At 67.3% G+C, this 13,865-nt stretch carries 18 protein-coding genes; 9 read left to right on the top strand and 9 right to left on the bottom strand.

All coding sequences use genetic code 11. The features are described 5' to 3' along the window. The 4 genes from ACAM49_RS07130 to ACAM49_RS07115 all read left to right on the top strand — a co-directional run. Positions 1-272: C40 family peptidase (locus ACAM49_RS07130; protein WP_369634636.1), on the top strand; the 272-nt coding region annotated here is incomplete at its 5' end. A gap of 37 nt (positions 273-309) precedes the next feature. Then, entirely contained in the window at positions 310-651 is a 342-nt protein-coding gene (locus tag ACAM49_RS07125) for a hypothetical protein (protein WP_369634635.1), read from the top strand. 55 nt (positions 652-706) lie between these two features. After that, the gene (locus tag ACAM49_RS07120) at positions 707-1,087 is read left to right on the top strand and encodes a YbaB/EbfC family nucleoid-associated protein (RefSeq protein WP_369634634.1); all 381 of its coding nucleotides are present in this window, start codon (positions 707-709) and stop codon (positions 1,085-1,087) included. Between the two features lie 10 nt (positions 1,088-1,097). After that, positions 1,098-2,345, top strand: coding sequence for a primosomal protein (locus tag ACAM49_RS07115; protein ID WP_369634633.1), 1,248 nt, complete (start codon positions 1,098-1,100; stop codon positions 2,343-2,345). Positions 2,346-2,405: 60 nt separating this feature from the next. Here ACAM49_RS07115 and ACAM49_RS07110 read toward each other — a convergent pair whose 3' ends face one another. The 4 genes from ACAM49_RS07110 to ACAM49_RS07095 all read right to left on the bottom strand — a co-directional run bounded on the left by ACAM49_RS07110 (position 2,406) and on the right by ACAM49_RS07095 (position 5,722). Then, a complete protein-coding gene (locus tag ACAM49_RS07110; protein WP_369634632.1) occupies positions 2,406-3,497 on the bottom strand; it encodes an adenosine deaminase in 1,092 nt (363 codons plus the stop codon). Between the two features lie 109 nt (positions 3,498-3,606). After that, positions 3,607-3,927, bottom strand: a complete 321-nt coding sequence (locus tag ACAM49_RS07105; RefSeq protein WP_369634631.1) for an excalibur calcium-binding domain-containing protein — start codon at positions 3,925-3,927, stop codon at positions 3,607-3,609. Between the two features lie 32 nt (positions 3,928-3,959). Further along, the gene (locus tag ACAM49_RS07100) at positions 3,960-5,246 is read right to left on the bottom strand and encodes a thymidine phosphorylase (protein WP_369634644.1); all 1,287 of its coding nucleotides are present in this window, start codon (positions 5,244-5,246) and stop codon (positions 3,960-3,962) included. Between the two features lie 74 nt (positions 5,247-5,320). Next, positions 5,321-5,722, bottom strand: coding sequence for a cytidine deaminase (locus ACAM49_RS07095; protein WP_369634630.1), 402 nt, complete (start codon positions 5,720-5,722; stop codon positions 5,321-5,323). Positions 5,723-6,045: 323 nt separating this feature from the next. Here ACAM49_RS07095 and sdhC point away from each other — a divergent pair, with 323 nt between their 5' ends. Genes sdhC through ACAM49_RS07075 form a run of 4 tightly spaced genes read left to right on the top strand, consistent with a single transcriptional unit; the run spans position 6,046 to position 9,431 of the window. Further along, positions 6,046-6,438 carry a succinate dehydrogenase, cytochrome b556 subunit gene (gene sdhC / locus ACAM49_RS07090; protein ID WP_051178061.1) on the top strand — a complete coding sequence of 131 codons (393 nt, stop codon included), beginning with the start codon at positions 6,046-6,048 and terminating at the stop codon, positions 6,436-6,438. 8 nt (positions 6,439-6,446) lie between these two features. Next, entirely contained in the window at positions 6,447-6,878 is a 432-nt protein-coding gene (locus tag ACAM49_RS07085) for a succinate dehydrogenase hydrophobic membrane anchor subunit (protein ID WP_040804936.1), read from the top strand. 16 nt (positions 6,879-6,894) lie between these two features. Continuing rightward, positions 6,895-8,664 (top strand): succinate dehydrogenase flavoprotein subunit, encoded by a 1,770-nt coding sequence (gene sdhA / locus ACAM49_RS07080; protein ID WP_369634629.1) that lies wholly within the window; start codon positions 6,895-6,897, stop codon positions 8,662-8,664. Further along, positions 8,664-9,431, top strand: coding sequence for a succinate dehydrogenase iron-sulfur subunit (locus ACAM49_RS07075; protein ID WP_040804933.1), 768 nt, complete (start codon positions 8,664-8,666; stop codon positions 9,429-9,431). Before sdhA ends, ACAM49_RS07075 begins: the two co-directional genes overlap by 1 nt. Before the next feature lie 77 nt (positions 9,432-9,508). Here the strand turns inward: ACAM49_RS07075 and ACAM49_RS07070 are convergent, their stop codons facing one another. Further along, positions 9,509-10,132, bottom strand: coding sequence for a PadR family transcriptional regulator (locus ACAM49_RS07070; protein WP_369634628.1), 624 nt, complete (start codon positions 10,130-10,132; stop codon positions 9,509-9,511). A gap of 124 nt (positions 10,133-10,256) precedes the next feature. Here ACAM49_RS07070 and ACAM49_RS07065 point away from each other — a divergent pair, with 124 nt between their 5' ends. Further along, positions 10,257-10,727 carry a hypothetical protein gene (locus ACAM49_RS07065; protein ID WP_369634627.1) on the top strand — a complete coding sequence of 157 codons (471 nt, stop codon included), beginning with the start codon at positions 10,257-10,259 and terminating at the stop codon, positions 10,725-10,727. Positions 10,728-10,851: 124 nt separating this feature from the next. Here ACAM49_RS07065 and ACAM49_RS07060 read toward each other — a convergent pair whose 3' ends face one another. The 4 genes from ACAM49_RS07060 to ACAM49_RS07045 form a co-directional block, all read right to left on the bottom strand. Further along, positions 10,852-11,148 (bottom strand): ATP-binding protein, encoded by a 297-nt coding sequence (locus ACAM49_RS07060; RefSeq protein WP_369634626.1) that lies wholly within the window; start codon positions 11,146-11,148, stop codon positions 10,852-10,854. 738 nt (positions 11,149-11,886) lie between these two features. Continuing rightward, positions 11,887-12,237 carry a hypothetical protein gene (locus tag ACAM49_RS07055; protein ID WP_157513940.1) on the bottom strand — a complete coding sequence of 117 codons (351 nt, stop codon included), beginning with the start codon at positions 12,235-12,237 and terminating at the stop codon, positions 11,887-11,889. Between the two features lie 85 nt (positions 12,238-12,322). Further along, positions 12,323-12,952, bottom strand: coding sequence for a GAF and ANTAR domain-containing protein (locus ACAM49_RS07050; RefSeq protein ID WP_369634625.1), 630 nt, complete (start codon positions 12,950-12,952; stop codon positions 12,323-12,325). A 187-nt stretch (positions 12,953-13,139) separates the two neighbouring features. Further along, entirely contained in the window at positions 13,140-13,835 is a 696-nt protein-coding gene (locus ACAM49_RS07045) for a GAF and ANTAR domain-containing protein (protein ID WP_369634643.1), read from the bottom strand. Positions 13,836-13,865 lie beyond the last annotated feature (30 nt).

Genomic DNA, 13,865 nt, shown 5'->3' with positions numbered 1-13,865 from the left:
GGGTGGGGATGGATTGCAGTGGTCTGACACAGTGGGCTTATGCGCAGGCGGGCGTTTCGCTGCCGCGGCTGGCGCAGGAGCAGGGGTACGGGCACCAGCGGATCGGTCCAGGGGACTTGATGCCTGGGGATCTGGCGGTGTGGGACGGCCACGTCGCGATGATCATCGGGAACGGCCAGTTGGTGGAGGCGGGCGATCCCGTCCAGATCGGACCGATACGAACTCAGAACAGCGGCATGCGGTTTCTCGGCTTCTACCGACCCACCGCATGAGCGCACCTCACGACCGAGTGTTCGGAACGGAGACAGCATGACGCGACCCCAGGTACCGGCGGTGACCGTCGCCGCGAGTTCGAACCGATCCGGCACGGTCACGGTGCAGGCCACCGACCAGGGCATCCCGGTGGAGATCCGGTTCGAGCGGGGCGAATACCGCTACGGCGCACAGGCTCTCGCCGACGAGATCCTGCGCCTGACCAAGCGTTCGGCCATCGCCGCCCGGTCCCGGCGGCGCGAGCAGCTGGCCGAGGCGGGCGTGCCGGAGACCGTGCTGGACCGGCTGGGCCTGCCCACCCGGCAGGCCGCGGTGGACGAGCTGGATCGGCTCGACGACGCCGACACCGGTCAGACCAGCTGGATGCGCCGGTCATGAAGGGTTGCGGCGGGCCCGCGCGGGTACCCCGAGCCCGTGCCGAAAGGAGCTCGCGATGAGTGCTGAGATGGATGCCTTGCTCGAGCGCGTGAATCAGCAACTGGAAACGCTGGAGGCCACCCTGGACGGGCTGGCGCACGTCCGGGCCCGGTTCACCTCGGAAGACCGTTCGGTCACCGCCGAGGTGGACGCCGACGGCGCCCTGACCGGGCTATGGCTGGCCGAATCGGTGACCTCGCGCTCCCCGGGCGAGGTCTCGCGCCTGATTCTGTGGGCGTGCCAGCAGGCCGCGCACGAGGCGACCGTGCAGCGCGCCCAGATCGTCGAGCGTTTGAACGACTCGCTGACCCTCGACCGACCCATTTCTCGAGCGACCGACACAATTCGGGAAACGTTGGGGCCGACCCGGATAGTGCCTGACGCGACGACTGGATAGGCTTCCCGTCATGGCTTCTGGAGACATCGTCCCGATCGCGCTCGGCCTGACCAAAGGCGATCTTGTCACCCTCTGGGCACCCCGCTGGCGAGACGGTGACGATGAGTGGCAGGCATTCCTCGGACACGAGGAAGACCTCTACGGTTTCGACTCGGTCGCGGAGCTGGCCGCGTTCATTCGCACCAACTCCGACAACGATCTGGTCGACCATCCGGCCTGGAAGATCATCGCCGGTCTCTCGGCGGCCGAACTGGAGCCGGAGGAGCAGTACGTCTTCGATCTGGTCGGCGTGCCCGAGCTGGCCGCCGACGATCCGGATCCGGAGGTGGTGGCCGAGCTCGAGGAGACCCTCGACATGGTCCGCAACCTCGGCGACGTGTGCGAACTCGACACCGTCACCAAGTTCTTCGGCTCGCATCCGGTATTGGGCGCGCTGCCCGGCGGGGTGAGCGCCTTCCTCGGGCGCGAGGGCGAGGAGCTGTGGGACCAGATCGGCGCGGCCATCGCCAAGGACTGGGAAGCGGTCATCGACGCCATCGACTCGGTGGTGACGGTGCCCGAGGTGGACGCCGACGCGGTCTCGGTCGCGGAGGCGGAACTGCTTGCGGCGCAGGAGAACGTCGTCGACGCCGAGGACGCGGCCGAGAGCGATGACGACGAGATCGAGCCCGTCGACCTGGACGAGGACGATGAGGAGGACGACGAGGAGCTGTCGTTCTGGCACGAGGTCGGCATCGACCCGGTGCAGATCGTCACCTCCGAGGGCACCTTCTTCACGCTGCGCTGCTACGTCGACGACGAGCCCATCTTCCTGGGCAAGGACGGCAGCATCACGGTCTTCGGTTCCGAGCGCGCCCTGGCCCGCTACCTCGCCGACGACCACGACCACGATCTGGCGCGGGTCAGCACCTACGGCGAAGTCCAGACCGCCGCGGTGGACGGGTCGCTCGACGTCGAGGTGGACGAGGAGAACATCTACGTCCTGCCGGGCCTGTCCGAGGATCTGGCCACCGGACCCAAGGCGGTGGACACCGATCAGCTCGACCTGGCGGTCGAATTGTTCACCGACGCCGCCGATTACGCGGAGGACGACTCCGTGGAGGCGGCGCTGGCGGTCTCCACCCCGCTCGGCTGGTACGTCTCCTACCTGCTCAACCCGGACCCGACCCGCATGGCCCCGAACCCGCCGTTCGAGGCCGAGGCCGAGGCATGGAAGGCCCTGGAGGCAGCCTTCGAGGCGCGCCTCGAAAAAGCCTGACCTGAAACATGATTCGGGCCGCACCCTCACGGTGCGGCCCGAATTGTTTTCCGGGACAACCTATCCCAGCAGCACCGCGTAGCCCGGCTTGATCACCTCGTCGATCAGGCGCAGGCGTTCCGGGAACGGGATGAACGCCGACTTCATGGCGTTGATGGTGAACCGCTCGAGATCACTCCAGCCGTAGCCGAAAGTCTGTGACAGCTTGAGCATTTCGTTGCTCATGGTGGTGTCGCTCATCAACCGGTTGTCGGTATTGACCGTGACGCGGAAGCGCAGCCGGGCCAGCAGGTCGAAGGGATGCTTGTCGAGCGAGGGCACCGCGCCGGTCTGCACATTCGAGCTCGGACACAGCTCCAGCGGGATCCGCAGGTCTCGAACATAGTTCGCGACCAGACCCAGCTTGGGCCCGTCGGCCGAGTCGGTGATGTCGTCGGTGATGCGCACGCCGTGGCCGAGCCGCTCGCAGCCGCAGAACGCCACCGCCTCGTGGATGGACGGCAGGCCGAAGGCCTCGCCCGCGTGAATCGTGAAGTGCGCCAGGTTGGCCCGCAGGTAGTCGAAGGCGTCGAGGTGGCGGCTGGGCGGGAAGCCCGCCTCCGCGCCCGCGATGTCGAAGCCGCCGACGCCGCGATCGCGCCAGCGCACGGTGAGTTCGGCGATCTCGCGGGAGCGGGCCGCGTGTCGCATGGCGGTGAGCAGGCAGACCATCTTGATGGGGGTGCCCGCGGCGGCGGCGATCTCCTCGCCCTCCCGGAATCCGGCGAGGGTGTGCTCGACCACCTCGTCGAGGCTGAGTCCGGCCTCGAGGTGCTGTTCGGGCGCGAAGCGCACCTCGGCGTAGACGACGCCGTCGGCGGCGAGGTCCTCGGCGCATTCGCGGGCGACCCGGCGCAGGCCCTCGGGGGTCTGCATCACGGCGACGGTGTGGGCGAAGGTTTCCAGATAGCGTTCCAGCGAGCCGCTGTCGGCCGCGTCCCGGAACCAGGCGGCCAGGGTGTCGGCGTCGCCTGCGGGTAGCTGGTCGTAGCCGCAGGCCTTGGCGAGCTCCAGCACGGTCGCGGGCCGCAACCCGCCGTCCAGGTGATCGTGCAGGACCGCCTTGGGAGCCTGGCGGATCGAGGCGAGAGTGAGGGGCGTCGGTCCAGTCATGTAGCAACGTTAGCCGCATTCCCGTTCTGCGGCAGGCTGGTTGACGCGAGTCACCCCACAGTTCGGTCTGTCGTTGCCCTCACGTTGCTGACCGGTTGGTTCCCGTCACTCACCGATCGCAGGCGATGCCGTCGCCATCCGGATCGAGCATGGCCGAATAACCCGGCTGCCCGATACGGATGGGCCCCTTGCCCAGTGACCAGACCTGCTCGCAGGTCAAGTACATCGGGTTGCGCTTGTCCTTGGTGGGGGTGGCGGGCTGGGTGTTCTCGGGATGCGCGAGCGAGTTCGGCCCCGTCGAACTCGATGGATCGGATCGGGTGTTGTCCGCCGGAGACGCCTGCGCCGAACCGAGCGGCGCGACCAGACCCAGCAGGCCCAGCGCCGCCGCAACCGCGACCCGGCCTCGGAAGTTCGTTCGCTGTTTCACATTTCCAGGCTAGGCCGGTTCGGCGGACACGGTCAGGCCGTGATCCGATCGAGAACGAGCGGCTGCGGTTCGGCCGCATCGGTCTCGGAAATGGTGAACGCGTCGCGCAGGATCTCCAGCGCCACCGGGAACGCGTCCGGCGTATCGGTGTGCAGGGTCAGCAGCGGCTGCCCGGCCGCGATGGAATCGCCTGGCTTGGCATGCATTTCGATGCCCGCACCGGCCTGCACCGGATCGCCCTGCCGGGCCCGGCCCGCCCCGAGCCGCCAGGCGGCCAGCCCGACGTCGAGGGCGTCCAGCCGGGTGAGCGTGCCCGAGGCCGGAGCACGCAGCGTCTCCGTATGTTGTGCCTGCGGCAGCGGCGCGTCCGGGTCGCCGCCCTGGGCGCGCACGATGGCCCGCCACTGGTCCATTGCCCGCCCGTCGGCCAGCGCGTCGGCCGGGTCGATATCGGTGATTCCGGCCTGCGCCAGCATCTCCCGGGCCAGCGCGAGGGTCAGGTCGACGACGTCGGCGGGACCGCCCCCGGCCAGCACGTCCAGGGATTCGCACACCTCGAGGGCGTTTCCGGCGGTGTGGCCGAGCGGGGTGTCCATGGCGGTGAGCAGGGCCATCGTCCGCACGCCCGCGTCGGTGCCGAGTTCGACCATGGCGGTGGCCAGTTCGCGCGCCTGGGCCAGTTCCTTCAGGAAGGCTCCACGCCCGACCTTCACGTCCAGCACCAGCGCCCCGGTGCCCTCGGCGATCTTCTTGCTCATGATGGAGCTGGCGATCAGGGGGATGGATTCGACGGTCCCGGTCACGTCACGCAGCGCGTAGAGCCGCTTGTCGGCGGGCGCGAGGTCGGCCCCGGCCGCGCAGACCACGGCCCCGATCGCCGGATCCGCCAGCAGCTCCCGCATCCGGTCGGCCGGAATGTCGGCCTGCCAGCCGGGAATCGCCTCCAGCTTGTCGAGAGTGCCGCCGGTGTGCCCCAATCCGCGTCCGGACAGCTGCGGCACCGCGGCACCGCAGGCGGCGACCAGCGGCGAGAGCGGCAGCGTGATCTTGTCGCCGACCCCGCCGGTGGAGTGCTTGTCCACGGTCGGGCGGCCCAGATCGCTGAAGTCCAGGCGCTTGCCGGAGTCGATCATGGCCCGGGTCCAGCGCGCGGTCTCGCGGCGCGTCATGCCGCGCCACACGATGGCCATGGCCAGCGCCGACATCTGCTCGTCGGCGACCTCGCCGCGGGTGAACGCGTCGATCACCCAATCGATCTGCGCGTCGCTGAGCTCGCCACCGTCGCGCTTGGCCCGAATCACGTCCACCGCCGAGTGCACACTCACGTCCTCCACCCTGGCATGCGTACCCGGGCGTTTCCACGTAAAACCGCGCGCGCCACGAAGATCAGCGGTTATAGCTGTCCGGCATGCAGGTCGTCGGGCCCGAAGGAGTCCGGCAGCAGCGTGTTCAGCGTGACGGGGCCGCTGTGGTGATCTACGAGCAACTCGCCGCCGCCGTGCTCGAGCAGGATCTGGCGGCAGCGCCCGCAGGGCATGAGCACCGCGCCCCGGGAGTCGCACACCGAGACCGCCCGCAGCCGCCCGCCTCCGGTCGAAATCAAGTTACCGACCAGTACACATTCGGCGCAGAGGCCCAAACCGTATGAGATATTTTCCACATTGCAGCCGCTCACCACGCGGTCGTCGGCGGTGAGAGCCGCCGCCCCGACGGGGAATCGGGAGTACGGGGCGTATGCCTCTTGCATCACCTCAAATGCCTTGTAGCGCAGGGCTTTCCAGTCAACTTCGGACATTTCGGACCATCCTCCTATGGACGTGACCGTACCCGCGTGATAGGCGTTCCGCCTGGTTGTGCAATTCAGGAAAGGCAAACCTAACTCACAACAATTTGGGCTAACGAGCGGCACGCCGAATTAGTTCCGCTTCAAAGCTGGGTTTAGAGTTCACGACAGATCGGTTCAGGTTCCCGAAGCGGGTCCTGTAGCACTGCCACCGGACAGTCGAGTTGCTTTGAGAGAAGCACAGATTCCGCTTGTGAGCAGGTGGTTTCGACAGTCCTCAGGCTCCGCGCCGGATCTGACCGGGTCCATCGACGACGTTGGAGGCACCGCACTCTATGACCACGCTAGAAGCTCCGGCCAAGCCGAAGCGGACCCTGTACCGAGGCGACCCCGGCATGTGGTCCTGGGCATTGCATCGCATCACCGGCGTGACGATCTTCTTCTTCCTGTTCGTCCACGTCCTCGATACCGCGTTGGTGCGAGTCAGCCCGGACACCTACGACCGCGCGATCGAGACGTACAAGAACCCCCTCGTCGCCTTGATGGAGATGGGGCTCGTCGTCTGCGTGCTGTTCCACGCGTTCAACGGCATCCGCATCATCCTCGTCGACTTCTGGTCGCAGGGCCCCCGTTTCCAGCGTCAAATGCTGTGGGTCGTGCTCGCGATCTGGATCGTCGTGGCCGGCGCCGGTGTCGGACGCCAGCTCTTCTACCTGCTGACGAATTGAGCGATGACATGACTGCACCTGTTCTCGGCAAGTCCTACGACCGGCCCGCCTCCCTCGACGCCCCGCGCGCCCCGCGCCGCCAGGGCGGCAACAACTTCGAGAAGTACGCCTGGCTGTTCATGCGTGCCTCCGGTCTGCTCCTGGTCGTCCTGGTCATCGGCCACATGACGATCATGCTGATGCTCGACGGCGGCGTGCACCGCCTCAACTTCGCGTTCGTCGCGGGCCGCTGGTCCTCGCCGTTCTGGCAGATCTGGGATCTGACCATGCTGTGGCTGGCCCAGCTGCACGGCGGCAACGGTGTCCGCACCGTCATCGACGACTACGCGCGCAAGGACTCCACCCGCTTCTGGCTGAAGACCCTGCTGGTCGTGTCCATGCTTCTGATCATGGTCACCGGCACCTACGTGATCTTCACCTTCGACCCCAACATCAGTTAAGGACAGGCCACCTCGAATGAGTGAATCCCGACCGATTCAGGAACACCGCTACGACGTCGTGATCGTCGGTGCCGGTGGCGCTGGAATGCGTGCGGCGATCGAGGCCGGTCCTCGGGTCCGCACCGCAGTGCTGACCAAGCTCTACCCGACGCGCTCGCACACCGGTGCGGCCCAGGGTGGCATGTGCGCCGCGCTCGCGAATGTCGAAGAGGACAACTGGGAGTGGCACACCTTCGACACCGTCAAGGGTGGCGACTACCTGGTCGACCAGGACGCCGCGGAGATCATGGCCAAGGAGGCCATCGACGCCGTGCTCGACCTGGAGAAGATGGGCCTGCCGTTCAACCGCACGCCCGAGGGCAAGATCGACCAGCGTCGCTTCGGCGGCCACACCCGTGACCACGGCAAGGCTCCGGTGCGCCGCGCGTGCTACGCCGCCGACCGCACGGGCCACATGATCCTGCAGACGCTGTACCAGAACTGCGTCAAGCACGACGTGGAGTTCTTCAACGAGTTCTACGTGCTGGACCTGATTCTCACCGACACCGACCGGGGCCCCGTCGCCACCGGCGTGGTCGCCTACGAGCTGGCCACCGGCGAGCTGCACGTGTTCCACGCCAAGGCGATCATCTTCGCCACCGGTGGTTCGGGCCGCATGTACAAGACCACCTCCAATGCCCACACCCTCACCGGTGACGGCATGGCGATCGTGTTCCGCAAGGGACTTCCGCTGGAGGACATGGAGTTCCACCAGTTCCACCCGACAGGCCTCGCGGGCCTGGGCATCCTCATCTCCGAGGCGGTGCGCGGCGAGGGCGGCATCCTGCGCAACGCGTCCGGTGAGCGCTTCATGGAGCGCTACGCGCCGACCATCAAGGACTTGGCGCCGCGTGACATCGTCGCGCGCTCCATGGTGCTCGAGGTGCGCGAGGGCCGCGGCGCGGGTCCGAACAAGGACTACGTGCTCATCGACGTGACCCACCTCGGCGAGGACGTCCTGGAGGAGAAGCTCCCGGACATCACCGAATTCGCCCGCACCTACCTGGGTGTGGACCCGGTCAAGGAGCCGGTGCCGGTCATGCCGACCTGTCACTACGTGATGGGTGGCATCCCGACCCGCATCCGCGGCGAGGTGCTGCGCAACAACACCGACATCGTGCCCGGCCTGTACGCCGCGGGCGAGTGCGCGTGTGTGTCCGTGCACGGCGCGAACCGTCTGGGCACCAACTCGCTGCTGGACATCAATGTGTTCGGCCGCCGCGCGGGCATCGCCGCCGCCGAGTACGCCCAGCGCGCGGAGTTCGTCGAGCTGCCGGAGAACCCGGCCCAGATGGTGCAGGACTGGCTGGCGCTGATCCTGTCCGATCACGGCAACGAGCGCGTCGCCGACATCCGCACCGAGCTGCAGAACTCCATGGACGACAAGGCCGGTGTGTACCGCACCGAGGAGTCGCTCAAGTCCATGCTCGAGGAGATCCAGGTGCTCAAGGAGCGCTACTCGCGGATCACCGTGCAGGACAAGGGCCGTCGCTACAACAGCGACCTGCTCGAGGCCGTCGAACTGGGCTTCCTGCTGGAGCTGGCCGAGGTGACGGTGGCGGGTGCGGTGAACCGCAAGGAGTCTCGCGGCGGCCACGCGCGCGAGGACTACCCGGACCGCGACGACGTCAACTTCATGCGCCACACCATGGCGTACAAGACGAGCCCGGAACTCATCTCGGACATCCGGCTCGACTACAAGCCGGTCGTGCAGACCCGTTACGAGCCGATGGAGCGTAAGTACTGATGACTGCTGTCGCTGAAACGCCGCAGAAGCCGGCTCCGGTGCCGGACGGGTCGACCATGATCACGGTCAAGGTCGCCCGCTTCAACCCGGAGGACGGCCAGGGCCAGCACTGGGACGAGTTCAAGGTCCCCGTGCTGCCGACCGACCGGTTCCTGAACGTGCTGATCTACATCAAGTCCTACCTGGACGGCACGCTCACCTTCCGTCGTTCCTGCGCGCACGGCGTGTGTGGCTCCGATGCCATGCGCATCAACGGCGTCAACCGCCTGGCGTGCAAGATCCTCATGAAGGACATGCTGCCCAAGGGCAGCAAGGAGCTGACGGTCACCGTCGAGCCGATCCGCGGCCTGCCCGTGGAGAAGGACCTCGTGGTGAACATGGAACCGTTCTTCGACGCGTTCAAGGCGGTCAAGCCGTACCTGATCACGCACGGCAACGAGCCCACCTTCGAGCGCATCCAGTCCCAGCACGACCGGGCCCGCTTCGATGACACCACCAAGTGCATCCTGTGCGCCTGCTGCACCACCTCCTGCCCCGTGTACTGGAGCGACGGCAGCTACTTCGGCCCGGCCGCGATCGTGAACGCGCACCGCTTCATCTTCGACAGCCGTGACGAGGGCGCGCGCGAGCGCCTCGACATCCTCAACGACGTCGAGGGTGTCTGGCGCTGCCGCACCACCTTCAACTGCACCGACGCGTGCCCCCGCGGCATCGAGGTGACGAAGGCGATCCAGGAGGTCAAGCGCGCCCTGCTCTTCACGCGCTAGGGTTTGCGACTCTCGGGAGTCGAAATACCAAGGCCGCCCCCATCTTCGGATGGGGGCGGCCTTCGTTTACCCGCAGCTCAGCCGATCGATTGATGCTGGAACTCGGCCAGGGATTCCCAGGACCAGGTCAGGCTGCCGTCCGCCAGATCGGCGAGAATGCCCTCCAGCCAACGCAATTCGGCCGCGACGACGGCGCGCCGGTATTCGTCCTCGAGCAGGGTGACGCGGGGTAGGCCGAATTTCCGAGCCTGCTCCATTCCCGTATCGATCTCATCCAGGTTGGCGCGCACGGCATTCGCGCGCCGCTCCAGTTCGGCACGCGCCCGGTCGGGGCCCAGCAACATCAGAAACGACAGGGCCGCAGGGAATTCCGGGAATTCGTTGCGCGGCGTGCTGACCATCTCCTTGATCCAGGCGAGAAAGGCGGTGCGGCCCGCGTCGGTGATCTCGTAGACGGTGCGCTCCGGATACTGCTGGTCGCGGCCGGTCTCGCGGACCGACACCAACCCGGCCTCCTGCAGCCGCGCGATCGTCTTGTACAGCTGCGCCCGCTGGCCCACGTTCACGACCTTGTCCTTGCCCCACTCCTTGATACGGCGCTGGACGGCATAGGGATGCATCGGTTCCAGGTGCAGGATGCCGAGCACCGCCATGGCCAGGGGTGAGCGCTTGAACGGCGTGGCCTGCGTCGATGCTGTCATGGCGGCCATCGTACTAGGTGCCCGAAAACTAGTTTACTCGCACTAGTTGCCAGGCAACTAGTTTGCATGTCACTATTGAGCAGCAGGCGAACCCGACCGGCACCGCACTCCGAAAGGACAGGCAATGAACACCACCAAGGCCACCGACACCGTCAAGATCCACACCGACCACAACACCGAGAAGCGCCTCGGCGACTGGACCCACGCCGACTCCTTCGAGGTGAAGGCCCGCTACGGCAGCGTCGTCATCGACTTGCGCTCGCCCTGGATCGAGGGCGACGAGGAGATCGTCGTCAACGCGAACCTCGACCACGCCATGGTCAAGCTGCTCGTCCCCGAGGACGCGCGCATCGACTACTCCGAGCTGGAGTGGACCGGCCGCGGCAAGGTCAAGGACATGTCCCGCCCGCAGCACGCCACCGGCCGCGTCATCCGCCTGACCGGGTCGAGCACCAAGAGCGAGTTCCGCGTCCACCGCGGCGGCATCGCGGTGCTGTCGGCCTTGTTCAGCCGGGAATTCTTCGAGGACGCCAAGCAGGCCCGCAAGCAGGGCCGCACCCCCACCCTGGTCGACCCGGCCAACGCCCCGCGCTGATCATCTTTCGGTCACCGGCGGCGGCTGCAAACGCCTCCGGCCGACTCCAATCGAAGCACAATGGCCGCTCCCATCATCTCGGTGCGGGCGGCCATTGCCGTGCGCCCGGCCTTCGCCTTCCCGCTCAACGTGCGAGCAATACCCGTCTGCCGGTTGACAGGACGGCCCACACCACCTTGCCGGCCGGCCGACGCGGCACACATCCCCACGAGCTGGCCAGGCGGGCCACGATGTGCAGTCCGTAGTGCCGTGATCCCCCCACTCCGGGTTCCCGCAGCAGCGCCTCGTGCGGGTCGTTGTCCCCGACCGCGACGCAGAATCGGTCGTCGCGCAGTTCCAGACGCAGTTGCATCCCGCCGGGGACCCGACTGTGCAGGAAGGAGTTCTCCACCAGCTCGGTGGCGATCAACAGCGTCGACACGGACCTCCGGCACGTCCCAGCGCACGCAGATCTCCTCGACGAACGTCCTGGCCCGCTGCCCGCACTCCGCGGCCTCGGCCAGTTCCAAGGTCGCCCGGTGCCGCTGCGACCCGCCGCCCGCGGCACGTAGCGCCGCGCTCACGTCGGCGAAGATCGGGAGTCGGACCGCGCTGCGCCGCAGCCAATCTCGCCGGGTCTGGGCGTGGGCGACCAAGTGGATCGGCACGTCCGGCCACTCGCCCACGCGCAGCGCCGCGCTCCTGAAGGCCGTGTAAAGGTCCGGCACCCCCACCAGCAGGTCGTCGAGGATCACCACGACCGCGTTCGGTTCATCGATCGCGAATTTCACGAGCGTATCGCTGAAATTCCGATACCCGGCAGCGGTCAGCTCGCCGCGGGGGTACACCACCGAGCAGCCCTCCCGCTCCCGCGAAGTCCATCGTATTTCCCTGCCACCCGACACTGTTCGATCGCCACCATCGAATCCGCACACGGTCCTCCGGGAACCATGTGGCAAATCTCAGCACAGACACCGAGCCGAGCATCGGAGCAATTGCGCAGCCTGGCCGCTCAGGTAAGCGAATACCCATTCTCGTGGACCGAAATCCTTTATCGCGGATCGACCGTGGAGTCGAATTGTCAATCGCACCGGATACTTTCACCGGCATGCCCGCGATCGGGCAGATTCCGGCCGGGATGCGGCCGACGCCGGGTCGCCGACCTGGGCATACAGCCTCACTACCCGGTTCCGGTGGGCCGGAGAGAAGCCTCCGGGTGGGGTGTGACGACCGCGGCGAATTCGGCGTATTCCCAGGCCGGTACGCAGATTTCGCGGTATTCCTCGCGCCGCCCGGAACAGGCCCACAGCTCCGTCGGTATGACCATGCCCACCGTGGATTCACCGCCGGCGGCCCGCGCGGCACCCAGCCACCGGCGCAGGTGATTCGAATCGATACTGGGCAGATACCGAACCGCCAGATCCCACTCGACCGCGGCGGGCGGCACCGGGGCTCGCAGGGCCGCGACGACGACCGCCGACGGTGCGGCCAATGCCGAATTGCGGGCTTCGCGGCGATTTCGAAGAGCCATATCGGTCTCCCTAGCTGCCGGCATGATTCACGAACGACGTGTCCGGCGTGAACCGTGAGCCGCGCTTCGGGACTCGATGACGTGATTACAGAATACGGCGTCCGCGGATACTTGTCGGCCGCTCGGGAGGGTCGAAATGCACGGGTGCGGGGCCGTTTCCGGTGGCCGCGCGAATCACCTCGGCCGCCGCCTCATGAAGTCGGATGCCTTGGAGGTCGGCGGCTTCGCGCAATATGGCCAGGGCGTCGGCGGCGGAGCTGGAGCGCTGCGATATCAGGACCCCGACCGCCTGGTCGATCGCCGAGCGGGCGGTGAGATCCGCCATCAGCCGGGTGGTCGACTCGGCACGGCGAGTCGAGGCGATCACGGCGGCCAGCAGTGCGCCGACCTGCGCGGCGGTCAGGGCCAGCCTTCGGCACAGAGATTCGTCGAAGGCCCCCGGCTCCGGCGCGTACAGGGCCACCGCGCCGATCGTGCGGTGCGGCACCGGTATCGGCTGCACCAGGATCGAGCGGACGCCGAGCTCGAGCATGCGCGCGGGATACCCTACCCACCGCCGCTCGACTCGGAGCTCCGGGACCATCACGACGCGGCCGGTCGCGATCGATTCCGAGCACGGGCCGATGGGGTGGTCGAGCGGCAGCTCTCCCATCGGCGGTGCCGGGACTCCTCCGCTGTCGGCGATATCGGCGACCACCGCGTGAGTGAGCGTCACCCGGGACATCGTTCGCTCCGGCGCCATCGCGGTGACGAAGTCTGTTATGTCGCAAAGGGATGTCGCGAGATCCTGAGCCGACAGCACGGAGGAGGTGAGTTGTGCCAGCCCAATCGCGAAGCTCTCGGCCCCGACATGCCGAATCATCATGGCGCACACCACCGATCGCGGTTCTTCTGCCGGAAGCCTATTCCGAGGATGGCTCGGCGTCCATGCCGAGCCGGGGGATGATGGTCCCGGTCGTGGTGCGGATCAGTTCCGCCGCTACCGCGGCCAGCTTCATATTGCGATGCTGCGAGGCCGCCCGCAGGATCGCGAACGCCTGCTCACGGTCATAGCGGTTGTCGGCCATGAGAATTCCCAGCGCGCGGTCGATCACCCCGCGCGTCTTCAGCGATTGACGCAGCTGGTCCGCCAGCGCGGTGGCATGCAGGGCCTCGAGGCGTACCGGCAGCACCACACCGAGATGTGCCACGAGCAGGGAGACGGCCTGCCCGATCGACGGGCCGAAGTCGTGCGGCCGACTCGAGTACAGGCACAAGGCGCCGATGGACCCGGCCGCGGTGACCACCGGTTCGGCGGCGAGGGAACGGATGCCGCCGCGGAGTGCGAGGGCGGGATATCCGCCCCACCTGATCTCGTCCGTGAGGTCCGGCACCGAGATGGACTGCTTCCGTGCCAGCGCCTGCAGGCTCGGGCCGCTCCGCAGGCGAACTTCGGCTCGCACCAAGGCTTGCGCACCGATCGTGGCCCCGGCGGCCGCGGCACCGTCCATCGCGATCAGCACACTAGCCGCCGGTCGGCCCGGCAGCATTGCCGAGATGATGTCGCAGGCGTCGCGCAACGACTCGCCGATGTCTTCGCCGGTGGCCAGCAGGCGCATCGTCACATTGACCAAACCCGCGCTGAATTC

Source organism: Nocardia sp. JMUB6875, from assembly GCF_041154655.1.
In the GTDB taxonomy this organism is placed as follows: domain Bacteria; phylum Actinomycetota; class Actinomycetes; order Mycobacteriales; family Mycobacteriaceae; genus Nocardia.
The sequence above is the reverse complement of the archived record's forward strand: the minus strand, read 5'-3'. Positions and strand labels throughout refer to the sequence as shown.